The sequence below is a fragment of the Pseudomonas sp. ADAK2 genome, assembly GCF_012935755.1.
Lineage (GTDB): Bacteria > Pseudomonadota > Gammaproteobacteria > Pseudomonadales > Pseudomonadaceae > Aquipseudomonas.
This window is the reverse complement of record NZ_CP052862.1, coordinates 6,690,820-6,714,734: the sequence shown is the minus strand read 5'-3', so window position 1 is coordinate 6,714,734 and position 23,915 is coordinate 6,690,820. Positions and strand designations below refer to the sequence as shown.

Genomic DNA, 23,915 nt, shown 5'->3' with positions numbered 1-23,915 from the left:
TGCGCTAGCCAAGACTCTTGTCGAGGCCCGCCATGGTCTGCTGCAAACGCTCGACGGCCTCGTCGATCAGCGCCGCACGACCTTCGGCGCAGGCCAGTTCCAGTTGCTCGCAACACTCGATCAGGCGGATCGCCCGGACCATGCGCGCACTGCCCTTGATGCGGTGCGCCAGGTCCTTGAGATGCTGGCGATCATCCGCCGCGTGCGCCTGAAGCAGGTGTTGGCGATCTTCGCGGTTGGTCATCGCCAGATCGTGCACCAGGCGATTGATCAACGTGCGGTCGCTGCCGACGTATTGCTCAAGACCGCTCAAGTCGATCTCTGACGCCGGCGGCTCCTGAATTTTCACGGTCGATTCGCCTGGAAACCGCGCCGCCAACCACGCACTCAGGTCCCCCAGGCGAATCGGCTTGAACAGGCACTCATCCATGCCGGCTTCGAGGCAACGCCGCTTTTCCTCGGGCTGGGCATTGGCGGTAAAGCCCAGGATCAGCGTGGCGGGCAAGCCTTGCGCGCGTTCTTCATCACGGATCGCCATCGCCAGTTCATAGCCACTGAGCACCGGCATGTTGCAGTCGGTGATGAGCACATCGAGCGGCTGTTTGCGCCATTGTTCCAGCCCTTGTTCGCCGTCCTCGGCCTCCAGCACCCGGTGCCCCAGATAACTCAGTTGCCGCGACAGCAACAGGCGATTGCCGGGGTAATCATCGACCACCAGAATCGTCAACGGCCGGGTCGGCAGTGGCCAATCGCTCGACGGCACAGCGTCGCTTGCCAACGGTTGCAGGGCTGGCACCTCCAGGCTGAGCTCGACCCGGGTCCCCCGACCAAGGTGGCTGTGAAGCTGCAATCGACCGCCCATCATTTCGCACAAGGAGCGGCTGATCACCAAGCCCAATCCTGAACCGCTGCGCCCGGTCGCCGGACTGTTGCCAGCCTGGATAAACGGGCTGAACAGTCGTTGCTGATCGGCGGCGCTGATGCCGATGCCGCTGTCTTCAATCGTCACGTTCACCGTCAGCTGGCCGGGCAAGCCAGGCTTCACGTGCAGGGCCAGGCTGACCTCGCCGTCTTCGGTGAACTTGATGGCGTTGCTCAACAGGTTCGACAGTATCTGCTTGAAACGCAGGGGGTCGATCAACACATCGCGGTTGCTCTGCTCGTCCAGTTCGACCCGCCACTCCAGTGCCTTCTGCCGCGCCAGCCCTTCGAAAACCCGGCCTGTTGATTCTGTCAATTGGCGCAGGTTGGCCCGTTCCGGTGTCAACGATAAATGCCCGGATTCGATGCGCGCGATGTCCAGAATGTCGCCGATCAACGCCAGCAGCTGCTGCGCGGAACTGGACGCCACCTCAATGGCGAAACGGTCGGTGATGCCTTCTTCGGAGCGTTTGAGGGCCAGTTCGAGCATGCCGATCAGGGCATTCATCGGCGTGCGGATTTCATGGCTCATGGTCGCCAGAAACGTGGTTTTGGCGCGGTTGGCGTCGTCGGCGGCGTCCTTGGCGTCCTGCAATTGCTGCAACCATTGCTGGCGCTGGCGAATCTGCCGGCGTTGCCAGACGATCCAGCCCAACGCCAGCAACAGCAGCAACCCGCCAGCGGCGAAGGCCTGCAAAATCCCTTGGCGATGGCGCAGCCAATAACTGTCATCCACCGCCACGTCGTTGCTCCAGCGCGCCACCAGCTCGTCCATCTCCTCGGGCGAGATGCTCAGCAAGGCCTTGTTCAGAATCGAGTGCAGCTCAAGCGCACCGCGATCGGTGGCCAGGGTGATACGCGCCGGTTCGTCGCCCACCGTGCTGTTGATTTGCAGGCGCTCGCGGTATTGCCGGGCAATCAGGTAACGGGTCAGGATTAATGAACTGAGTGCCGCATCAGCCTGCCCTTTCATGACCGATTCCAGGCCTTGGGCCGGGCTTTGCACTTCAACCAGGCGAATGCCCGGGGCGCGCGCCTGAACATATTCGCGCAACGGATGACTGTGGTTGATCGCCAGACGTTTTCCGGCCAGATCGTCCAGGGTTTTCGGGCTGCCCGGGGACGCGGTGCTGACCAGGACGAACGGGTTGCTCAAGTAAGCGCGGGTGAAGCGCAACTCGCCCTCGCGTTCGCGGCTGGGAATGATCGCCGGCAACAGGTCAATCTCACCGGCCTTGAGTTGCTGGACCTGCTGGTCCAGTGAACGGCTGCGTTGCACCTTGAAGGTCAAGCCACTGCGCTGGCTGATCAAGGTCAGTAATTGCGCGGTCAATCCACTGAAGCGACCCTGGGCATCGAAAAACGTCAGTGGCGCAAAGTCTTCGACAACGCCCACGGTCAACGTCGGATACCGAGCCCGCCAGCGTTGTTCGCTGGGACTCAATTGCACACTTTGCTGACCTGAAATGTTGGCCCTGCCAGCACTCCAGCGTTGCTCGATGGCAATACGTTGCTCCATGGGAATCGCCGCCAGTGCCTGATCGACAATCCTCGACAGACGCGTATTGCTGCGGGCCAGGGCAAAGCCGAACGGATTGGCATCCAGGCCGGAAGGCCCCGCCAGGTGGACGTTGTTGAGGTAGTTATTGTTGATCAGGTAATTGGCACTGATGAAGTCGCCCAGGTAGACGTCATCCTGCCCAAACGCTACGGCACCGAGCGCTTCAAGTGTCGAGGGGTAAAGGTGCAGGCTCGCCTCGGGATAGAACGCCGTGATGCTTGAGGCGGGCAGATAGTCATCGACCATGGCGATGCGCTTGCCGGCGAGATCCTCGGGCATCCGCTCGTCCAGTCGGGTGACCAGCATGGGTTGATCTTCGGCGTAGGCGCGCGAACTCGTCAGTTCGGGATCGGCCGCTTCGAAGTTGTTCGAGGTTCCGAGCAAATCCAGCTCATCGGCTTTGAGCGCCTGCATGGCGGCCTCGCGCGTGGCGTAACGCAGCACCTCGATCCTGACGTGCAGCAACTGGGCCAGCAAATCAGCGTAGTCGGCGGTGATGCCTTCCAGTTCATCGTGGTTGCGCGTCAACTCGAACGGCGGGTAGTCCGGGCCGGTGACGCCTAGACGCAAGACCCGCTTGTTGCGCAGCCATTGCCAGTCTTTGTCGTCGAGGCGGACTTCGTAGCCGTCCACAGTCGAGCGTCCGAGCAAACGCTGCGTCTTCGCCCCGTTGAGCGACTCGGCCGCAGCAAGCACTACGGAGAACAGCAGCAACAGGAAAAGACACGCACGCATAGTCTGGCTCGTTCAAATCAGATGGTTGCGTTTGGCGAATTCACGCAAGTACACCGACGAAGGCACCCTGAGTTTTTCAGTCAGGCGCGTCTTGTAGGTGCTGACGGTCTTGTGGCTCAGGTGCATGAGCTCGGCGATGGCCTTGTTGCTCATGCCGCGAGCCAGGTGCTGGCAGATGGTCAGTTCGCGATTGGAGAGCAGGTCGATCAGTTGTTTTTCAGTGCTTTGCAGACTGTCCCGCGATACCGCTGGCAACTGGGTGAAATAGGTGTAGCCGGCCATGAGCGCGTGCACCGCTTCGTGCAAATGCCTCAAGTCGTTGGTTTTGGAGACATAGGCCAGGGCCCCGGCACGCATGCAACGGTCTTGAAAATGCTGCGGGTCCAGGGACGAGAAAACCAGTACCCGGCACGACTGATCACTGGCCTTGATTCGCTCCAGCACATCAAGCCCGTCGAGGGACGGCATGACCAGATCGAGCACCAACAGCTCCGGCGAATGCTCGCGCAACAGCGACATCACCTCGCTACCGTTCGACGCCTCAAAAATGCGTCTGAAGCTCTTCTGCTCAAGGACAATTTTGACTGCGGCCCGTACCACCGGATGATCGTCCACAATCAACGCTGACTTCATGGCAACTCCTTGTGCAAAGACATGACGACTGCACACCGAATACCACCGGGATTGGCTCGGGTAGACGCAACGGCTGCGCAATGACTTTTGCATGGGAGAACAGGCAAAACCACCTGTCAGATCTGACAGTTCCGACGAACGGTCAACCCTGCTGTTGCTTGTACAACCGGGTCAACCAGGGTTGCTCTTCAGCCGGCATCGGCGGATCGACCACCGTCATCAACTGCACCAGAGTGCCCAGATCGGGCAGCACGCCATGGCTGACCTGAACCTTTTGTTGCGCACATCCCGGAATCGGCGGCAATTGGGCCTGCTCACCGTCATAGATCAAGGCGTAATGAACTTGCGGGTTGTTCAGAAAGAACCCCAACCAGTCCAGCGCCCCGTTCGCTATGGCCGCGTTGACCACCACCAGATCGAACGGCTCGCAACCGTACTCCACCAGGGTCAGCAGTTCTTCGAGACTTTGCGCGGGTGCAACCCGGAAGTAATCGAGTTGATTGAACAGCCGCTCGATTTTCATCCGATGGAAATGCTGCTCATCGGCGATCAGGATTCGTAAGGCTTTATTCGGCATCATTGCCCCGGGAGAGTGAGTGATTCATGTCGCGCAAGGCTACGGAACACCTGTTGAATTTTCTGTAGGACCTTTCCTAAAAATCACTTCTCACCGCCCCACGCAAAGGCAGCCATTGCAGCAAATCCTCACCGCTCATGGGTCGCGCGTACCAGTAGCCCTGCCCTTGCGTGCAACCCAGCGCCAACAATTGCTGGCGTTGCGCCTCGGTTTCGATGCCTTCGATGACCACCGACATCCCCAGCGCCTCACCCAACGCCAGGGTGCTGCTGATCACGGCGCGGCAACGAGGTTCGTGTTCCAGGGTTCGGACAAATTCGGCATCGAGCTTGATCTCGTTGAACGGCAACTGACACAGGCGTTGCAGCGAGGAAAACCCGGCGCCGAAATCGTCGATGGACAACTGGCAGCCCATCATCCGCAAACGCACCAGGCTTTCGAGGCTGGTGGCCGGGGCCTCCAGCAGACCGCTTTCGGTGAGTTCAAACGTCAGGCTCGCGCCCACCGTGGCGTGCCGGGCCAGGATGTCCTTGATGGTGAACGTCAGCTCGGTATTGGCCAGTTGCGCGGTTTGCAGGTTGAACGCCATGTTCAGGGTGAAGCCATGTTGCCTGGCCTGTTGTTGCAGGCTCAACGCCTGATCCAGTTGGGCAAACAGCAACTCATCCATCAACCCGCACCGCTCCAGCACCGGCATGAACACCGCAGGCGACAACACACCCTCGATCGGATGCAACCAGCGACATAGCACCTCGACCCCACACACGTCACCGGTTTGCAGGTTGAACTTGGGTTGATACCAGGCCTGCAATTGCCGGGCGGCCAGCGCCCCACGCACTTCCTGCTCGGTGGCCAGCTCCGGGATTTGCATCGACCAAGGCTTGGCAACCGGGCTGTTGAGGTATTTGTTCAACAATTGCGCCAGCACCTCACCATGCAGCGGTTTGCCGACATCGCCGAGCAGCGCCAGGCCCGACAGCGACACCATCTGATGCACGGCCCGACGCAAATCCGCCGACAACACACTGCTGATGATGATCGACTTCACCTGCCCCGAAGCGCCGACCCGCTGCAAAAAGGCCAGGCCGTCCATGCCTTCCATCTGCAAGTCGCACAGGGCGATATCCACTGCGCCGACCGCATCCAGGACCTCCAGCGCTTCGGCGCCGTCGCTGGCTTCGAATACCTCGTGGCAACCCAGCGCGCCCAACATGTTCACGGCGACGGAACGCTGAAAGGTGTGATCTTCGAGCACCAGGACACGCAGTGGCAGGTTGGGCATGGAAGGCGTCGACTCGTCGGTTGGGGTGCGACGATTGTCCAGGAACCACGGGGCAAGCTAATTAGGAAACGTCTGAAACTCTGTAGGAAACGTCCCATAAACCTTCTAGTGCCGGTAGAACTGGATCACCACCCAAGGCTTTGCATAAAAGCCTGGAGCGCTTGCCGGTCCGGCGTACCAATGAGGCTCAGTTGTCGTCGGCACGAAGTAAACAGCAACTCGGGCTTTTCCTGGCCGCGACGTGCGTCATGGATCAAACCGTGGCGGACCTGCGCATTGCGCATGAAAAACCGGTGAGGATCGGCACCGGCACTGCTCAGTAACTCGCCGTTGATAATCAGCAGGTCGAATGCCTCGAAGGGCTCGTAGGAATAGTGGGTCAAGTCCAGAAGTTCACGCAGGGAGGTCGCCTGGGTGATGCGTCGATAGCCCAGTTCGTTGAGGTGTCTGGCCATGCGTTGTTGTAGAAGTGGCTGGGGTTCGGCGATCAGGATGTGCAGGGGTTGAAGCGACATGGGTTTCGACTGGCTGGGGTTTCCCTCACGCTAGACGAAACACCTTGATACCGATGTAGGACGGTTCTGAAATGTGTCTTCAGCAGGTCCCACACCGATGTGGCGTTGGCGCAACACCTGTGGCGAGGGAGCTTGCTCCCGCTGGGCTGCGAAGCGGCCCCCTTCGACGACGGCTTCGCCGCCGAACGGGAGCAAGCTCCCTCGCCACAACAGCGATTTATTGCCAGCCAAACCGGCGAATGTAGAAGCCTTTCACCGCCTGGGTCAGGCCCATGTACGCCAGCAGAATCACTGGCAAAAACACAAAGTACAGCGACGGCAGCGCCTGCAGTTTGAAGTAGTGCGCGAACGGCCCCATCGGCAGGAAGATGCCGATGGCCATGATGACCCCAGTCATGATCATCAGCGGCATGGCCGCGCGGCTTTGCAGGAACGGGATCTTCGGCGTGCGGATCATGTGCACGATCAGGGTCTGGGTCAGCAACCCCACCACGAACCAGCCGGACTGGAACAGGGTCTGGTGGTCCGGGGTGTTGGCGTCGAACACGTACCACATCAAGGCAAAGGTGCTGATGTCGAAGATCGAACTGATCGGGCCGAAGAACAGCATGAAACGGCCGACATCCGCCGGTTGCCAGCGCTGTGGTTTTTTCAGCATGTCTTCATCGACGTTATCGAACGGGATGGCGATCTGCGAAATGTCATACAGCAGGTTTTGCACCAGCAGGTGCATCGGCAGCATCGGCAGGAATGGGATAAACGCACTGGCCACCAGCACCGAGAACACGTTGCCGAAGTTCGAACTGGCGGTCATCTTGATGTACTTGAGCATGTTGGCGAAGGTCCGCCGCCCTTCGAGCACGCCCTCCTCCAGCACCATCAGGCTTTTTTCCAGGAGGATGATGTCGGCCGCTTCCTTGGCGATGTCCACCGCGCTGTCCACTGAAATGCCGATGTCGGCCGCGCGCAGCGCCGGGGCGTCGTTGATGCCGTCGCCCATGAAGCCGACGACATGGCCGTTGCCCTTGAGCAAACGGACGATGCGTTCCTTGTGCGATGGCGTCAGTTTGGCAAAGACGTTGGTGGTTTCCACGGCCAGCGCCAGTTCGGCGTCGCTCATGCGTTCGACGTCGCTGCCCATCAGCAGGCCTTGTTGCTCCAGGCCGACTTCGCGGCAGACCTTGGCGGTCACCCGTTCGTTATCGCCGGTCAGCACTTTCACGGCGATGCCATGCTCGGCCAACGCACGCAGGGCCGGCGCGGTGCTTTCCTTGGGCGGATCGAGGAACGCCACGTAGCCGATCAGGGTCATCTGTTGCTCGTCGGCGATGCTGTAAATCGCTTGGTCTTTCGGCGTATGCCGCGCCGCCACGGCCACTACGCGCAAGCCTTCTTCATTGAACGACGCGGTGACTTCACGAATCCGCGCCAACAGTTCATCGCTCAGCGGCTCGTCGTGGTCACCGTGGCGAACCCGGGTGCAGCCGGCGAGGATTTCTTCCACCGCACCTTTGCACACCAGCAAGTGATGCGGCTGATCGTGCTCGGCGACCACCACCGACATGCGCCGCCGGGTGAAGTCGAACGGCACTTCATCGACCTTGGCAAACGCCGTGGCCACTTCCAGTTCGCGGTGCACTTCGACGTGTTGCAACACCGCCACGTCCAGCAGGTTTTTCAGGCCGGTCTGGTAGTAGCTGTTGAGGTAAGCCATTTCCAGCACGTCATCGGACTCTTCACCCCAGACGTCGACATGGCGGGCGAGGAAGATCTTGTCCTGGGTCAGGGTCCCGGTCTTGTCGGTGCACAGCACGTCCATGGCGCCGAAGTTCTGGATCGCGTCCAGACGTTTGACGATGACCTTTTTGCGCGACAAGAACACCGCGCCCTTGGCCAGAGTCGAGGTGACGATCATCGGCAGCATTTCCGGGGTCAGGCCCACGGCGATGGACAGCGCGAACAGCAGCGCCTGCATCCAGTCACCCTTGGTGAAACCGTTGATGAACAACACCAGCGGCGCCATCACGAACATGAAGCGGATCAGCAGCCAACTGACTTTGTTCACGCCGTTCTGGAACGAAGTCGGCGCGCGGTCGGTGGCGCTGACCCGTTGGGCCAAGGCGCCGAAATAGGTGCTGTTGCCGGTGGTCAGGATCACCGCAATGGCTGAACCCGACACCACGTTGGTGCCCATGAACAGAATGTTGTCGAGGTCCAGCGGGTTGGCTGTGTCGCTGTCCTGCTGACGGGGAAATTTTTCCACCGGCATCGATTCGCCGGTCATGGCCGCCTGGCTGACGAACAGGTCCTTGGCGCTGAGCACCCGGCAATCGGCGGGGATCATGTCGCCAGCCGAAAGCACGATCAGGTCCCCGGGCACCAGCTGCTTGATCGGCAATTCGATGCGTTGCGCACCCTGGCGCAGCACGGTCGCGGTGTTACTCACCATGGCCTTGAGTGCATCGGCGGCCTGGTTCGACTTGGCTTCCTGCCAGAACCGCAGCAAGGTCGACAGCACCACCATGGAGAAAATCACCACGGCGGCCTTGAGGTCTTCCGTGAACCACGACACCGCCGCCAACAAGGTCAACAGCAGGTTGAACGGATTTTTATAGCAGTGCCACAGGTGCACCCACCACGGCAGCGGCTGCTCATGCTCGACTTCGTTGAGGCCGAATTGCTCGCGCAGGGTGTCGGCTTCGAGCTCGCTCAAGCCATCGCTGTGACTGCCGAGGTTATCCAGCAACAGGCCGGTGTCGCTGTTGGCCGCGGACACCAGGGTCTGCGCCAACGTCGGCGGTACTTCACGGCTGACCGTGGTGTCGTTGATGCTTTCCAGCAAGGCCAGGCGACGGAAGTGCCGGGCGATGTGGCGGGTGCGCAGGAATCCGACAAAGAATTCCTTGAGCAAGGTCAGGTTCATGGCAGTTACCCCCCAGGGTCAGCCGGGGAAACCGTCGAGCAGGCGCGTCGAGTCGCCGCGATGACGACATAAAAGTCGAGCATCACGCACGGTTCAGCGTCGATGAGAGGGACGTCGGGAATCGCGCCGCCACAGGCCGCGATCGGGATGCCGCTACTCGCTTTTCAGCAAGTCAACGGCACAAAAAAAGCTGCGCGTCAGCTTGCCGAGAAGGTGCCGGTTACTGAAACCGGCCGACGACTGTCACTCGAACAAGTACCCACTGTGGGTCTCCGCTATTGATGAAAACGCGCGAAGCTTACGCCCCGATTTCTGGAGAGTAAACGATGCCGGGGGCCGTGCCGGGGGAATCGGCGGGTTCTTCAGGAAGGGTTCAGGATGATCAAAAAACTGTGGCGAGGGGGCTTGATCGTTCCCACGCTCCGCGTGGGAATGCCTCCAGGGACGCTCTGCGTTCCAATGGGACGCGGAGCGTCCCGGGCTGCATTCCCACGCGGAGCGTGGGAACGATCAGGGTGGGGATTAGCTGGCAGTGGCGAGTAACAAATCCATCACCGAACGACCATGCCCGCGGGACTTGCCATGGTCATACAGCGAGCCTGCGATCTCATCCGCGCGAATCGGCAGGATCGACAGCAAGGTGTCGCTCAAGCCATGGCTGGCCTGGCAGAAGCCCTGCATGTAGATGCCGGCCTTGCAGCGCTCGTCGGTGATCAGTTTGTAGTTGCGATCAACTTCGAAATCGCCCAGGTACGCTTCCAGCGGCGCCAGCAGTTTGCGGTGCATCTGGCGCTCGTAACCGGTGGCCAGCACGACGGCGTCGTAATGACGAACCGTGACTTCGCCGGTGGCATTGTTGCGCACCGCCAGTTCGATGCCGTGCTCGGTGGCGGTGGCTTTTTCGATGGTGGTCAGGGTGCGGAACACATGACGGGCAATCCCGGAAACCTTCTGACGATAGAAGATGCCGTAGATGCGTTCGATCAGGTCGATGTCCACCACCGAGTAATTGGTGTTGTGGTACTCGTTGACCAGGCGCTCACGCTCGCTGCTTTCCTGCTGGAACACCAGGTCGGTGAACTCCGGCGAGAACACTTCGTTGACGAACGGGCTGTCGTCCGCTGGCTTCAGCGCCGAACCACGCAGGATCATGTCCACCTGCACCGACGGGAAGCTGTCGTTCAAATCGATGAAGGCTTCCGCCGCGCTCTGCCCGCCACCGATGATCGCGATACTCATCGGCTTGTTGTTCACGCACGGCTGCTTGGCCATTTGCGCCAGGTACTGCGAATGGTGGAACACGCGGCCGTCATCTTTCATCGCTTTGAACGCTTCGGGAATACGCGGCGTGCCGCCCGCGCTGACCACGATAGAACGGGTGGTGCGCACGTGCTGCTGACCCTGGGTGTCGCGGGAGATCACGCGCAACGCTTCGACCTGCTGGTTGTGCAGCACCGGCTCGATGGTCAGCACTTCTTCGCCATAGCGACTTTGTTCAGTGAACTGCCCGGCCACCCAGCGCAGGTAGTCGTTGTACTCCATGCGGCACGGATAGAAGGTGCCCAGGTTGATGAAGTCCACCAGGCGCCCGTGGTGCTTGAGGTAATTGACGAACGAGTACGGGCTGGTCGGGTTGCGCAGGGTCACCAGGTCCTTGAGGAAGGAAATCTGCAACTCGCTCTGGGTCGACAGGGTGTTGCCGTGCCAGCTGTAGGTGGCCTGCTTGTCGAGAAACAGTACATCCAGCTCACCCTGGCTCGGCCCGCGCTCTTGCAGGGCGATAGCCAGCGCCAGGTTCGAAGGGCCGAAACCGACGCCGATCAGGTCGTGAACGATGGGCGATGCAATTGCCTGTGTCATTTCCAGTGTCCTCTGGATGAACCCCTCAACAAGGGGAGGAAGCCTAAGTGACCTGGCCGGCCCGGAGCAGGACAGCAGATCGTCTGTTGAGTAGGAACGAGGACAATGAAAAAAAATTTAATGGGAGGGGATCAATGGGCGTCCCATTGCTTGATGCGCACCCGGCAATGCTTCATGGCATTGACGATGTGTTTTTCCACCAGCGCCCGGGAAATCCCCAGGTGTTCGGCGATCTCGGGGTGCGACAGGCCATCGATCTTGCGCAGCAGAAAACTCTCGCGGCACAACTTGGGCAATTCCGCCAGGGCACGCTGGAGCATGGCCAGGCGTTGGCCGTGATCGAGGCTTGTATGCGGTGACGGCGTGAAGTAGCGCTCTTCGGTATCGAGCACTTCCAGGGATTCGACTTGGCGCAGGGCATTGCGTCGATGGTCGTCGATCACCAGATTGAGCGCGGTGCGATAAAGGAAGGCCCGGGGCTGCTCGATCGGCGTGTCGCTGGAACGCTCCAGTACGCGCAGATAAGCGTCATGCACCACATCTTCGGCCACCTGACGGTTGCCCAGCTTGGCGTTCAGGAAACACACCAGCTCGCGATAGTAGTTTTCCAACATGACTCCCGGCCGCACAGGGTGCGGTTTCTGTCCTTGCGCCAGATCCACGACCGCCAAATGGGCAGTAGCGGATGATGGCAATTTGAGTCGCGTAATTTATAGTAATTCTCATATAGATTTAAAGTGCTGTTTCGGTTTGCCCGACAAATAGTGCCGCGCTATACCTGTAACTCTGTGTTTCCGCGCTTAAATTCCACCCTTCCCGCCTCGTTTACAGGACAGCTCCCCGTCTCTGTCGCCCCGCGACAGCCCTCAGCTGTCGCCTGAATGTGCGCGCAACCTGAGTGACGGGCCGATTTCCATTGGCCGGAACCCTGCATGAAACGTCCCCGCACCGCACGACGCGCCTTGCTTGCAGCACTGTGTCTGATCCCCGTTATCGCCGTCGCCGCCTGGCAGATCCTCCCGCCCGGCCGCGATCAGTTTGCCACGGTGCAAGTCAGCCGCGGCGACATCGAAAGCAGCGTCACGGCTCTCGGCACCCTGCAACCGCGACGTTATGTCGACGTCGGTGCCCAGGCTTCAGGGCAGATCCACAAGATTCATGTGGAAGTCGGCGACGTGGTCAAGGAAGGCGATCTGCTGGTGGAAATCGATCCGTCCACGCAACAGGCCAAACTCGACGCCGGGCGTTTTTCCATCGACAACCTCAAGGCCCAGTTGCAGGAACAAAAGGCCCTGCACGAACTGGCCCGGCAGAAATTCCAGCGCCAGCAGAACCTCGCTGCCGGCGGCGCGACCCGTGCCGAAGACGTGCAAACCGCCCAGGCTGAATTGCGCGCGACCCAGGCTCGGGTCGAGATGTTCCAGGCGCAGATTCGCCAGGCCCAGGCCAGCCTGCGCAGCGACCAGGCCGAACTCGGTTACACGCGCATTTATGCACCGATGAACGGAACCGTGGTCGCCCTCGATGCCCGGGAAGGCCAGACCCTCAACGCTCAACAACAGACGCCATTGATTCTGCGCATCGCCAAACTGTCGCCGATGACGGTCTGGGCCGAGGTCTCGGAAGCCGATATCGGCCACGTCAAACCCGGCATGACCGCCTGGTTCACCACGCTCAGCGGGGGCAAGCGCCGCTGGAACAGCACGGTGCGGCAGATTCTGCCGATCCCGCCCAAGCCGCTGGACCAGACCAGCCAGGGCGGCGGCAGCCCCGCCAGTTCGAGCAAAAGCGGCACCGGCCGCGTGGTGCTCTATACGGTTTTGCTCGACGTCGACAACGCCGATAACGCCTTGATGGCGGAGATGACCACTCAGGTGTTCTTCGTCTCCGATCAAGCAAAAAACGTCCTCACCGCGCCGATTGCCGCGCTGCAAGATGGCCCCCAGGCCGACAGCCAGACCGCGCAAGTGGTCGCGAAAAACGGCGCCATCCAGCAACGTGAGGTGCGCACCGGCATCAGTGACCGGCTGAAAGTGCAGATCCTCGACGGCCTCGAAGAAGGCGATCACCTGTTGATCGGCCCGGCCGACGGGAGTGGCGGCTGAATGCAGACGCCCCTGATCGACCTGCAGGACATCCGAAAAGCCTACGGTGGCGGCGACGCCCCGCAAGTTCACGTGTTGCGCGGCATCGACCTGGCGATCCATGCCGGTGAATTCGTGGCGATCGTCGGCGCGTCCGGCTCCGGCAAATCGACACTGATGAACATCCTCGGCTGCCTCGACCGACCGACCTCGGGCGAGTACCGCTTCGCCGGGGAAAACGTCGCCGCCCTGGACAGCGATGAACTGGCCTGGTTGCGCCGCGAGGCGTTTGGCTTTGTGTTCCAGGGTTATCACCTGATCCCGTCCGGTTCGGCCCAGGAAAACGTCGAGATGCCGGCGATCTACGCCGGCACCCCGGCGGCCGAACGCCACGCCCGCGCCGCCGCCCTGCTCGACCGCCTCGGCCTGGCCACGCGCACCGGCAATCGCCCGCACCAGCTCTCCGGCGGCCAGCAGCAACGGGTATCGATTGCCCGCGCCTTGATGAACGGCGGCCACATTATCCTCGCCGACGAACCCACCGGCGCCCTCGACAGCCACAGCGGCGCTGAGGTCATGACCTTGCTCGACGAGCTGGCGAGCCAGGGCCACGTGGTGATCCTCATTACCCACGACCGCGAAGTCGCGGCGCGGGCCAAGCGCATCATCGAAATCCGAGACGGCCTGATCATCAGTGACAGCGCCCACGACGATCCCACCGCACAAACCTCGGCCAACCCCGGCGCCTTGCAGGCGGTGGACTTGCGCAAGCGTCTCAGTGAAGGCGCCGAGGCCACTGGTGCCTGGAAAGGCGAACTGGTGGACGCTGTGCAAGCGGCGTGGCGGGTGATGTGGATCAACAAGTTCCGCACCGCCCTGACGTTGCTGGGGATCATCATCGGCGTGGCGTCGGTGGTGGTCATGCTGGCGGTCGGTGAAGGCAGCAAGCGCCAGGTGATGGCGCAGATGGGTGCGTTCGGCTCGAACATTATTTACCTCAGCGGCTCGGCGCCAAACCCGCGTACACCGCCGGGCGTGGTGACCCTGGACGACGTCGCCGCCCTCGCCAGCCTGCCGCAAGTGCGGCGGATCATGCCGGTCAATGGCGCCGAGGCCGGGGTACGCTTTGGCAACGTCGACCACATGAGTTACGTCGGCGGCAACGACACCAATTTCCCGGCGATCTTCAACTGGCCAGTGGTCCAGGGCAGCTATTTCACCGAGGCCGACGAACGCAACGCCGCGGCGGTCGCGGTGATCGGCCACAAGGTGCGCAGCAAATTGCTCAAGGATGTTGCCAACCCCATCGGCCAGTACATCCTGATTGAAAACGTGCCATTCCAAGTGGTTGGCGTCCTCGCTGAAAAAGGCGCCAGTTCCGGCGACTCCGACAGCGATAACCGCATCGCCATCCCCTATTCGGCAGCCAGTGTCCGCTTGTTCGGCACGCACAATCCTGAATACGTGGCCATCGCCGCAGCGGACGCCCGCAAGGTCAAGGAAGCCGAAAAAGCCATCGAGCAATTGATGCTGCGCCTGCACAACGGCAAGAAGGATTTCGAACTGACTAACAATGCCGCGATGATCCAGGCCGAAGCGCGCACGCAAAATACCCTGTCACTGATGCTCGGCTCGATTGCCGCGATTTCGTTGCTGGTGGGCGGGATCGGCGTGATGAACATCATGCTCATGACCGTGCGCGAACGGACCCGCGAGATCGGCATCCGCATGGCCACCGGCGCCCGTCAGCGCGACATACTGCGCCAGTTCCTCACCGAAGCGGTGATGCTCTCGGTGGTCGGCGGCCTGGCCGGGATTGCCCTGGCGCTGATCGTCGGCGGCGTGCTGGTGCTCAGCGAAGTCGCCGTGGCGTTTTCCTTGATGGCGGTGCTCGGCGCCTTCGGCTGCGCCCTCGTTACCGGTGTTGTCTTCGGCTTCATGCCGGCCCGCAAAGCTGCCCGGCTTGACCCGGTCACGGCCCTTACCAGTGAATGATCGATCTATGAAGCCGCCACTCAGTCTATTGACCCTTTGCCTGCTGCTCAGCGCGTGCGGCAGCCCTGCCCCGCGCCCGGACAGCGGCCTCGCACCGCCCGCCACTTGGCAATCGCCCCACAGCGCCACGCTGGATAACCGGCAATGGTGGACGCAATTTGGCAGCCCGCAACTGGATCGCCTGATCGAACAGGCCAGGATCGGCAGTTTTGACTTGGCGGCAGCGGTCGCCAGAGTACGTCAGGCCCAGGCCGGGACGGTGATTGCCGGCGGTTCGTTGCTGCCGGAGGTCAAGGCTGCGGGGAATGCCAATCGGCAAAAACTGCTACGGGGCAAAGGCTACAGTCAGCTCGATGCCGACAGCAGCAATCAGGCGGTGGACTATTTCGATGCCAACCTCAGCGCCAGTTATGAAATCGATTTCTGGGGCGGCAAACGTGCGTCTCGCGACAGTGCGCAATGGGGCTTGAAGGCCAGCGAGTTTGATCAAGCCACGGTGGAGCTGACCTTGCTCAGCGGGGTGGCCAACAGTTATGCGCAAACCTTGTCGCTGCGAGAGCAAAGCCGTATCGCCGAGTTGAACCTGGCCAATGCGCAAAACGTCTTGAAGCTGGTACAGACCCGTTTTGATTCAGGCTCGGCCACCGCACTGGAACTGGCCCAGCAGAAAAGCCTGGTGGCCGCCCAGCAACGGCAATTGCCGCTGGTGCAGCAACAGGCTCAGGACGCACTGATCAGCCTCGCCGCCCTGCTCGGCCGTCCGGTTCAGGAACTGGACCTGAGCCAGGAACCCTTTGATCGACTGCAATGGCCGACCATCGGCGCCGGCCTGCCCAGTGAGCTGCTGAGCCGCCGCCCGGACATCGCCCGGGCCGAAGCGCAATTGGCGGCGGCCCAGGCTGACGTCACCGTCGCCCGCGCGGCCATGCTGCCGACGGTGACCTTGAGCGCCAACATCGGTTCAGGGGCCAACAGTTTCTCCGACATCATGCGCAGCCCCTTCTACAACCTCACCGCCGGGCTGGTCGCGCCGATCTTCAACAACGGCCGCCTCGGTGCCGAGCGCGACAAGGCCACCGCGCGCCAGGAAGAGCTGCTGGAAATCTATCGCGGCGCAATCATCAACGGCTTCGCCGACGTTGAAAAAGCCCTCAATAGCATTCGCGGATTGGACGAACAACGGCAGTGGCAGAGTGAAGAGCTGAATCAGGCGCAGACGGCGTTCAACATCGCGCAAAGTCGTTATCAGGCTGGGGCCGAGGATTTGCTGACGGTGCTGGAGACCCAGCGAACGCTGTATGCGGCGCAGGATTTGAATGTGCAATTGCGGCTGGCGCGGGTGCAGGCCAGTGTGGCGTTGTACAAGGCGTTGGGTGGGGGGTGGCAGGCGTTGTAATGGCAGTGATGCCAGGCAAGTAACCTGTGGCGAGGGAGCTTGCTCCCGCTGGACTGCGCAGCAGTCCCCTTCTTTTCAGGTAGAGAGCGGGCCGCTTCGCGCCCCAGCGGGAGCAAGCTCCCTCGCCACAGTGGGGTTCAAGCCTGACTCTGCTTGGCCTTCAAATTACGCGCATACCACGGCCGTTTCGGCACCCGACGGAACAGGTCGGCGAGTTTCTTTTCGTCTTCGCCAAAGGTGATGCGCAAGGCGAGTTTCATGGTTTCCGGGTCCATTTCCACTGACTTGCCAGCCTGCAATCCCGGCGTGGTGCTGCAGCCGTGGGTAGTCGGGCCAAGCCACGGGTCATCGACCTCAACCCAGCGCCCCGGCGCAAACCAGTGCACGCCGTTGACTTCCAAACGGCTGACTTCACCCGGATGAAAACGCTCATGGGCGCGAAACCAGTCTTCGACCCGGTCATCGATCCAGCCGTGGAAGTGCCAGAACACCGGGTTCACATGGGACGAAAACGGATCGCCGAGAAAGTCGTTTTCCGGGGCAAACCAGCGCGCGGCAAAGTCGTCCAGGTCCCGCGCCAGTGGCACCGGTGCGCCGTTCGAAGGGTCGCGCGGCACCGAAGCCCAACGCATGTGCAGCCAGTCGTGCAGGCCCAGCTCCACCTCGGAACCGAACTGCCCCAGGGTCAGCTTCGACAAGTATTGCGGATCGCGGTACTGCGATTCCCAGACCTGGAAATTGGTCTGGTAAGTCTCGGCCGTTTTCAGATCGGCCACCCACTGGGTGTACTCGTCATCGCCCTCGGCCAGCCAGGTCGGCGGCAGCGCGGTGCCGTCGTGGTTGTCGAAATAACGGGCGAAACCGGCGCGGTCACGCACCAGCTCCGGCTGCGGCAGCGGGAAGTACTGCCAGGACGGCAAGTCCTGCATCGAGCGCGCCGTGCCGAGCATGTGCCGGTGCATGAAAAAGAAATCGATCCCGGAGCCGTTGCGATCCTTGTGCTTGCCCCGGGCATCACGCTCCTGGTCACGCGGCCCCGGCTGCCAGCCAATGCCGCGCAGGGCATCGCGCTTGTCCTCGGACAAGGTGTGCCATTTGTCCCGGGAGGCATGCCAGAGCTGGTGGAACAACCGATGCTCGGGCGACACCAGCCAGGCCAGCAGCGGCGGGTTCAGTGCGGTGCGTTCCCGGGCCTCGGGGAATAAATGTTTGACGGCGATAAAACGATTGTCCTGGGCGGGCAGAACCAACGGACGATCGAGGCGCGACACCCGGCCACTGAGGCTGCCGCTGCCGGCATTGCCAAACGCGGCCCAGACCTCGTCCAGGCGCATGTTGAATTCGTAATCGGTCTTGCCACCGGGGCCGACCAGTCGCCAGCTCAGTTGCGCGGCATTGGCCTCGGCCAGGTCGCCGAAGATCCGGTAACGCGGGGCATCGGCACCGCGCAGATGCTCGGCAGTGTCGAGAAAACCACTGACCCCGCGCCCCTTGTGGCCAATGTCGAGAAACACTTCGAGCCCGTCCCGGGGCACGCCGTCGAGGCCGGCGTCGTTGCCTTCGAAGCGAATCGTCCAGACCCCGCGCAAGGCATCCGCCAATCGCTGGCCGGTGACGTCCGCGACATCGAACGACGCTTCACCGGGGGTGATCGTCGGGTCCGGTTTCGTCCATTCGCGATGCCCATAAAAAACCGCAGGCACGGCGGCGCCAGTCAGCGCCAGGCCCGCCATGAACCATCGTCGAGAAATCGTCATTGCCCTACCTGTGTCAGCCATGAAGCAGGCTTTATCCAAGCTAGAACGTTCGTCCCCGTCACAAATTTAAGAGCTTCGCGGGCAAGCCTCGCTCCTACGGGTTTGGCGCACGACACATCACCTGTAGGAGCGAGGCTTGCCCGCGAAGGGGCCATCACATTCACCTAAATTCTCACGTGGGTCACTCGTTCTTTCCAGATAGCAAAGGCCCCTGCGCCCGCACCGGGGCGGCGAACCTGACTGAGATGGCAATGACAAAACCTCGTTCGAAAAAGGCTCTTTACATCGGCCTGCCGCTGGCCCTGGCGATCAGCGCCGGTACAGGTTTTGCGGTTTGGGATCACTGGTTCAAGGACAATCCCGGTTATCCGCTCAAAGTGCTGCAACAGGCCGATGAGCTGCACGAACGCATGCTCTCTTTCGACAGCCACATCACCGTGCCCCAGGATTTTGGCACCGTCGGCAACGAGATCGACAAAGACGGCACTGGCCAGTTCGACCTGGTCAAAGCCAATCGCGGACGCCTGTCTGGCGCGGCGCTGACGATTTTCGGCTGGCCGGAATTGTGGAACGGCCCCAACGCGCCGCACAAACCCACCGCCGGTTTTGTCGCCGAAGCGCGTAACCAGCAGGAGATCCGCTACAAGATCATCTCCGGCATGGTCCGCGACTTCCCCAATCAGGTCGCCATCGCCTACACCCCCGCCGACTTCCGGCGCCTGCACGGTGAAGGCAAGTTCGCGATTTTCATGAGCATGCTCAACGCCTATCCCCTGGGCCATGACCTGAACCTGTTGGATCTGTGGGCCGCCCGTGGCATGCGCATGTTCGGCTTCAGCTACGTGGGCAATAACGACTGGGCGGATTCCTCGCGCCCGTTGCCGTTTTTCAATGATTCACCGGACGCCCTCGACGGTTTGTCGGACATCGGCAAGCAAGCCGTACAGCGGTTGAACGACCTGGGTGTGATCATCGACGTGTCGCAGATGTCGACCAAGGCCCTGGAGCAAGTCGCGCAATTGAGCCGCGCACCGTTGGTGGCCTCGCACTCGGCACCGCGCGCCATGGTGGATATCCCGCGCAACCTCAGCGACAAGGAATTGCAGCTGATCAAGAACAGCGGCGGCGTGGTGCAAATCGTCGGCTTCTCCCAATACCTGCGCCCACTGACCCAAGGCACCCAGGACAAACTCAACGCCCTGCGTGCCCGCTTCGACCTGCCACCGCTGCCGAACCTCGCCTACGCCTTGATGCCGGGTGACCCGATCATCGCCGCGTGGTCCGAGCAGAAGTTCGGCGAGTACGCCAGTCAGCTCTACGCCATCCTCGAGGAAGAACCCAAGGCCGGCCTCAAGGACCTGGGCGACGCCATCGATTACACGGTGCGCAAGATCGGCATCGACCACGTCGGCATCAGCTCCGACTTCAACGAGGGCGGCGGCGTCAAAGGCTGGGAGAACGTCGGCGAAATCCGCAACGTCACCGCCGAATTGCTGTCGCGCGGTTACTCCGAGGCGGACATTGCCAAGCTGTGGGGCGGCAACTTTCTGCGGGTCTGGGACCAGGTGGAAAAATTGTCGAAACCGTCGCTGATTTCTGCCCGGGAAGCCGCCAAGCCATGAGCAATCGTCGTGACTTTCTCAAGCAGGCCGGGATTCTCGCGGCCGCCCTGCCCTTGGGCTCGGGGCTGAACAATGTCGCCGGCGCCGCCACGACTGCGCCGCAGCCAAAGGGCAAATGGGCGCAGTTGCAGCAGTTGTTCAACCAGGACCCGGATTACCTGCATTTCTCCAACTTCCTGATCACCTCCCACCCCAAACCCGTGCGTGACGCCATCGAAATGCACCGCGCCGCGCTGGACAAGAACCCGGGGCTGGCGATGGATTGGGACCTGGGCGTGATCGAACAACGCGAAGCAAACGTGCGGGTGTGGGCGGGCAAATACCTGCAAGCCGACCCGAAGCAGATCGCCCTGACCGGTAGCACCACTGAAGGCCTGGCAATGATCTACGGCGGCGTGCACGTGCGCCCGGACCAGGAAATCCTCACCACCGAGCACGAACACTACGCGACCCACACCATCCTCGAATTGCGCACGCAACGGGATGGCACCAAGGTGCGCAAGATCAGGCTGTTCAAGGACCCGCAGACGGTCACCAAAGAAGAAATCCTGGCCGCCATCGACCGCAACATCAAACCCGAAACCCGGGTACTCGGCATGACGTGGGTGCACTCCAGCAGCGGCGTGAAAACCCCGATCAGCGAGATCGGCGCCCTGGTGGACAAGCACAACCGCAATCGCAGCGACGCGGACCGGATCATTTACCTGGTCGATGGCGTGCACGGGTTTGGCGTCGATGACCTGAGCTTCCCGGCCATGAACTGCGACTTCTTTATTGCCGGCACCCACAAATGGATGTTCGGCCCGCGCGGCACCGGCGTCGTCTGCAGCCGCAGCACCGAGGTGAAGTACGTCACGCCGATCATCCCGACCTTCTCCGAGGCCGAGGACTTCTCCACCACCATGACGCCGGGCGGTTATCACTCGTTCGAGCACCGCTGGGCGCTGGACGAAGCCTTCAAGTTGCACCTGCGACTGGGCAAGGCCGAGGTTCAGGCGCGTATCCACGAGCTGAACAGCTACCTGAAAAAACGCCTGCAACAACGCCCACAGGTCGAACTGGTCACGCCCCTGAGCCCTGAGCTGTCGGCCGGCTTCACCTTCTTCCGGGTCAAGGGCAAGGACAGCGACAAGATCGCCGCCTACCTGATGAAAAACCGCGTGGTCGCCGATGCCGTCGAGCGCGACGTCGGGCCGGTGATCCGGACCGCGCCGGGCCTGCTGAACAGCGAAGCGCAGATCGACCAGATGCTGGTGTTGCTCGACAAGGCCCTTTGATGATCCCTCTTACTTTTTTATCGAGATCAATGATGAACAGTGACCTGCGACGCTTTTCCTTCAAGGCGCTCCCGACCCTGGTGCTGGCCGCCCTGGCCGTCAGCCTCGCGCCGGGCATCGCCCAGGCCAGCGAACCGGCGAAACCGGGCAAGGTGTTCAAGGACTGCAAGGACTGCCCGGAAATGGTCGTGCTGCCCACCGGCACCTTCACCATGGGCACCCCGGACGATGAAGTCGGCCGCGAGCCCGATGAAGGCCCGATGCACCCGGTGACTTTCGCCAAGCCACTGGCAATCAGCCGCTTCCAGGTATTGAAAGGCGAATGGGACGCCTACCTCCGCGACACCGGCTACGTCATGCCCGACGGCGACGACCGTCCGGGCCGCGAATGCAAGGCCGGCATCCCGCGCTACGAATACACCAACAAACACCCGGCCGTGTGCATGGACTTCGCCGAGGTCAACGCCTACGTGGCGTGGCTGTCGAAGAAAACCGGCCAGCAGTATCGACTGGTCAGCGAATCCCTGCGCGAATACGCGGCGCGCGGCGGCACCACCGGACCATTCCCCTTCCCGTTCGATGAGGGCAAGGAATACAGCATCGCCAAGCACGCCAACACCTACGGCGCGGCCGACGGCTACAACTTCACCGCCCCGGCCGGCAGCTTCCCGGCCAACGCCTTTGGCGTGTACGACATGCACGGCAACGTCTACGAATGGACCGCCGATTGCTACAACGAAAACTACGTCGGCGCGCCGAGCGATGGCAGTGCCTGGCTAACCGGCAAGTGCGAATTCAAGCGCATTCGCGGCAATGACTGGGGCGAAGCGCCGGTGTTCTCCCGCTCCGGCAACCGTAACGCCCTGGTGCCCGGTGATCGCGGCGACTGGATTGGCTTGCGCGTCGCCCGCGACCTGTAAGCCCCGCTAAATTAGCCATCCCGCCACTCGTTCTATAGGTGTGCGCGTCCGTGCGGCGCGCCACCGCCCTCCATGTCCTTCAGCGATGCCCGGCCGTCGCCACTCTTTTCAAGCAGGGAACCTCCATGAGCAAACCAACACGCGGGGTGATCAATGAATTGTTCACCCTGCTCAAACCCTTTCGGCTGATCGTCGCCGGCTCCATCCTGCTTGGCATGGTCGGTGGTCTGAGCGTCACCGCGTTGCTGGCGACCATCAATAATGTTCTGCACTCCGAGGGCGGCCTGACCAACACCGTGGTCGCCGCTTTTGCCGGGCTTTGCCTGCTGGCGTTGATCAGTTCGATTTTCTCCGACATCGGCACCAACTATGTCGGCCAACACATCATCGCCAAGCTGCGCAAAGAGCTGGGCGAAAAAGTGCTGTCGGCGCCCATCGAGCAGATCGAACGCTACCGCAGCCATCGCCTGATCCCGGTGCTGACCCATGACGTCGACACCATCAGCGACTTCGCCTTCGCCTTCGCGCCGCTGGCGATTTCCCTGACCGTGACCCTCGGTTGCATGGGTTACCTGGCGATGCTGTCGTGGCCGATGTTCCTGATGATGGTGGTCGCTATCGTGATTGGCACGGTCATCCAGTACATCGCCCGCGGGCGCGGCATGATGGGCTTCATGAAGGCCCGGGATTACGAAGACGAGCTGCAAAAGCACTACAACGCCGTGGCCGAAGGCGCCAAGGAGCTGCGCATTCATCGCCCGCGCCGGCACCGCATGTTCGTCTCGGGTATCGAGGCCACAGCGGACAAGATCTGCGACACCCAAGTGCGCTCGGTGAACATTTTCGTGGTGGCCAAGACCCTCGGCTCGATGCTGTTCTTCGTGGTGATCGGCCTCGCCCTGGCCTTGCAATCGCTGTGGCCGAGCGCGGACAAAGCGGTGATGAGCGGCTTCGTCCTGGTGTTGCTGTACATGAAAGGCCCACTGGAACACTTGATCGGCACGTTGCCGATTGTCAGCCGCGCACAGATCGCGTTCCGCCGCATCGCCGATTTGTCCGAACAGTTTTCTTCGCCTGAGCCGCACCTGCTGCTCAGCGATCAGGTCCACAAAAGCACCGTGGTGCACAGCCTGGAACTGAATGAAGTGTCGTATAGCTTCCCGACCACCGAAGGCAGCGCACCGTTCCGCCTGGGGCCGGTGAACCTGAAGATCGATCAGGGCGACATCATTTTCATCGTTGGCGAAAACGGCTGTGGCAAGACCACGCTGATCAAGCTGTTGCTTGGCCTGTACGCGCCGCAGCACGGTGAGATTCGTCTCAACGACCAAGTAGTCAGCGCCGTGACCCGCGACGATTACCGTCAACTGTTCACCACGATCTTCGCCGACTATTACCTGTTCGACGATGTGGTGCAGGGCGACACGCACATCCCCGAAGACGCGAACAAATACCTGCAACGCCTGGAGATCGCGCACAAGGTCAGCGTGCGTGACGGTTCGTTCACCACCACCGACCTGTCCACCGGCCAACGCAAGCGTCTGGCGCTGGTCAATGCGTGGCTGGAGGAGCGTCCGGTGCTGGTGTTCGATGAGTGGGCCGCCGACCAGGACCCGACCTTCCGCCGCATCTTCTACACCGAGTTGCTGCCGGATCTGAAGCGCCTGGGCAAGACCATCATCGTCATTTCCCACGACGATCGTTACTTCGATGTGGCCGATCAACTGGTGCGCATGGACGCCGGCAAAGTGGTCACCGAACTTCAAACTGCCTGATTGTGAAAATTTCGTAAAAAAAGACGTGGGGTCTTTCCGGTTTCCGGAAGGCTCAACGTCTCACTAACAGTTAATAGAAATA

General features: G+C 61.5%; 16 protein-coding genes. 7 read left to right on the top strand and 9 right to left on the bottom strand.

What is annotated here, in order from left to right; genetic code table 11:
- Positions 1–4: 4 nt before the first annotated feature.
- The 8 genes from HKK52_RS30715 to HKK52_RS30680 all read right to left on the bottom strand — a co-directional run bounded on the left by HKK52_RS30715 (position 5) and on the right by HKK52_RS30680 (position 11,621).
- A complete protein-coding gene (locus HKK52_RS30715; RefSeq protein ID WP_169373856.1) occupies positions 5–3,217 on the bottom strand; it encodes a transporter substrate-binding domain-containing protein in 3,213 nt (1,070 codons plus the stop codon).
- 12 nt (positions 3,218–3,229) lie between these two features.
- On the bottom strand, positions 3,230–3,850 hold the full coding sequence (locus HKK52_RS30710; RefSeq protein ID WP_169373855.1) for a response regulator transcription factor: 621 nt from the start codon (positions 3,848–3,850) through the stop codon (positions 3,230–3,232).
- A gap of 142 nt (positions 3,851–3,992) precedes the next feature.
- Positions 3,993–4,427, bottom strand: a complete 435-nt coding sequence (locus HKK52_RS30705) for a response regulator (RefSeq protein WP_169373854.1) — start codon at positions 4,425–4,427, stop codon at positions 3,993–3,995.
- A gap of 76 nt (positions 4,428–4,503) precedes the next feature.
- Positions 4,504–5,709, bottom strand: a complete 1,206-nt coding sequence (locus HKK52_RS30700) for an EAL domain-containing response regulator (RefSeq protein ID WP_169373853.1) — start codon at positions 5,707–5,709, stop codon at positions 4,504–4,506.
- 125 nt (positions 5,710–5,834) lie between these two features.
- A complete protein-coding gene (locus HKK52_RS30695; protein ID WP_169373852.1) occupies positions 5,835–6,224 on the bottom strand; it encodes a response regulator in 390 nt (129 codons plus the stop codon).
- A 217-nt stretch (positions 6,225–6,441) separates the two neighbouring features.
- Positions 6,442–9,147: a magnesium-translocating P-type ATPase gene (gene mgtA / locus HKK52_RS30690; protein WP_169373851.1), complete on the bottom strand. Its 2,706-nt coding sequence runs from the start codon at positions 9,145–9,147 to the stop codon at positions 6,442–6,444.
- 522 nt (positions 9,148–9,669) lie between these two features.
- Positions 9,670–11,007: a lysine N(6)-hydroxylase/L-ornithine N(5)-oxygenase family protein gene (locus HKK52_RS30685; RefSeq protein ID WP_169373850.1), complete on the bottom strand. Its 1,338-nt coding sequence runs from the start codon at positions 11,005–11,007 to the stop codon at positions 9,670–9,672.
- Between the two features lie 131 nt (positions 11,008–11,138).
- Positions 11,139–11,621, bottom strand: a complete 483-nt coding sequence (locus HKK52_RS30680) for a sigma-70 family RNA polymerase sigma factor (protein ID WP_149661304.1) — start codon at positions 11,619–11,621, stop codon at positions 11,139–11,141.
- Between the two features lie 318 nt (positions 11,622–11,939).
- Between HKK52_RS30680 and HKK52_RS30675 the strand changes: the two genes are divergently transcribed.
- From HKK52_RS30675 to HKK52_RS30665, 3 genes are read left to right on the top strand one after another with little or no spacing between them, the layout of a single operon-like run.
- A complete protein-coding gene (locus HKK52_RS30675) occupies positions 11,940–13,112 on the top strand; it encodes an efflux RND transporter periplasmic adaptor subunit (protein WP_169373849.1) in 1,173 nt (390 codons plus the stop codon).
- On the top strand, positions 13,113–15,086 hold the full coding sequence (locus tag HKK52_RS30670; protein WP_169373848.1) for a MacB family efflux pump subunit: 1,974 nt from the start codon (positions 13,113–13,115) through the stop codon (positions 15,084–15,086).
- Between the two features lie 7 nt (positions 15,087–15,093).
- Positions 15,094–16,482 (top strand): efflux transporter outer membrane subunit, encoded by a 1,389-nt coding sequence (locus HKK52_RS30665; RefSeq protein ID WP_169373847.1) that lies wholly within the window; start codon positions 15,094–15,096, stop codon positions 16,480–16,482.
- A 137-nt stretch (positions 16,483–16,619) separates the two neighbouring features.
- Here the strand turns inward: HKK52_RS30665 and pvdP are convergent, their stop codons facing one another.
- Positions 16,620–18,239 carry a pyoverdine maturation tyrosinase PvdP gene (pvdP, locus tag HKK52_RS30660; RefSeq protein ID WP_169373846.1) on the bottom strand — a complete coding sequence of 540 codons (1,620 nt, stop codon included), beginning with the start codon at positions 18,237–18,239 and terminating at the stop codon, positions 16,620–16,622.
- Positions 18,240–18,490: 251 nt separating this feature from the next.
- On the opposite strand from pvdP, the gene pvdM reads away from it, so the two are divergent.
- From pvdM to HKK52_RS30640, 4 genes are all read left to right on the top strand, one after another.
- Positions 18,491–19,861, top strand: a complete 1,371-nt coding sequence (pvdM, locus tag HKK52_RS30655; RefSeq protein ID WP_169373845.1) for a pyoverdine-tailoring dipeptidase-like protein PvdM — start codon at positions 18,491–18,493, stop codon at positions 19,859–19,861.
- Positions 19,858–21,138 (top strand): pyoverdine-tailoring periplasmic protein PvdN, encoded by a 1,281-nt coding sequence (gene pvdN / locus HKK52_RS30650; protein ID WP_169373844.1) that lies wholly within the window; start codon positions 19,858–19,860, stop codon positions 21,136–21,138. The genes pvdM and pvdN overlap by 4 nt, the downstream gene beginning before the upstream one ends.
- A 32-nt stretch (positions 21,139–21,170) precedes the next feature.
- On the top strand, positions 21,171–22,058 hold the full coding sequence (gene pvdO, locus HKK52_RS30645) for a dihydropyoverdine dehydrogenase (protein ID WP_169373843.1): 888 nt from the start codon (positions 21,171–21,173) through the stop codon (positions 22,056–22,058).
- A 125-nt stretch (positions 22,059–22,183) separates the two neighbouring features.
- Entirely contained in the window at positions 22,184–23,833 is a 1,650-nt protein-coding gene (locus HKK52_RS30640) for a cyclic peptide export ABC transporter (protein ID WP_169373842.1), read from the top strand.
- Positions 23,834–23,915 lie beyond the last annotated feature (82 nt).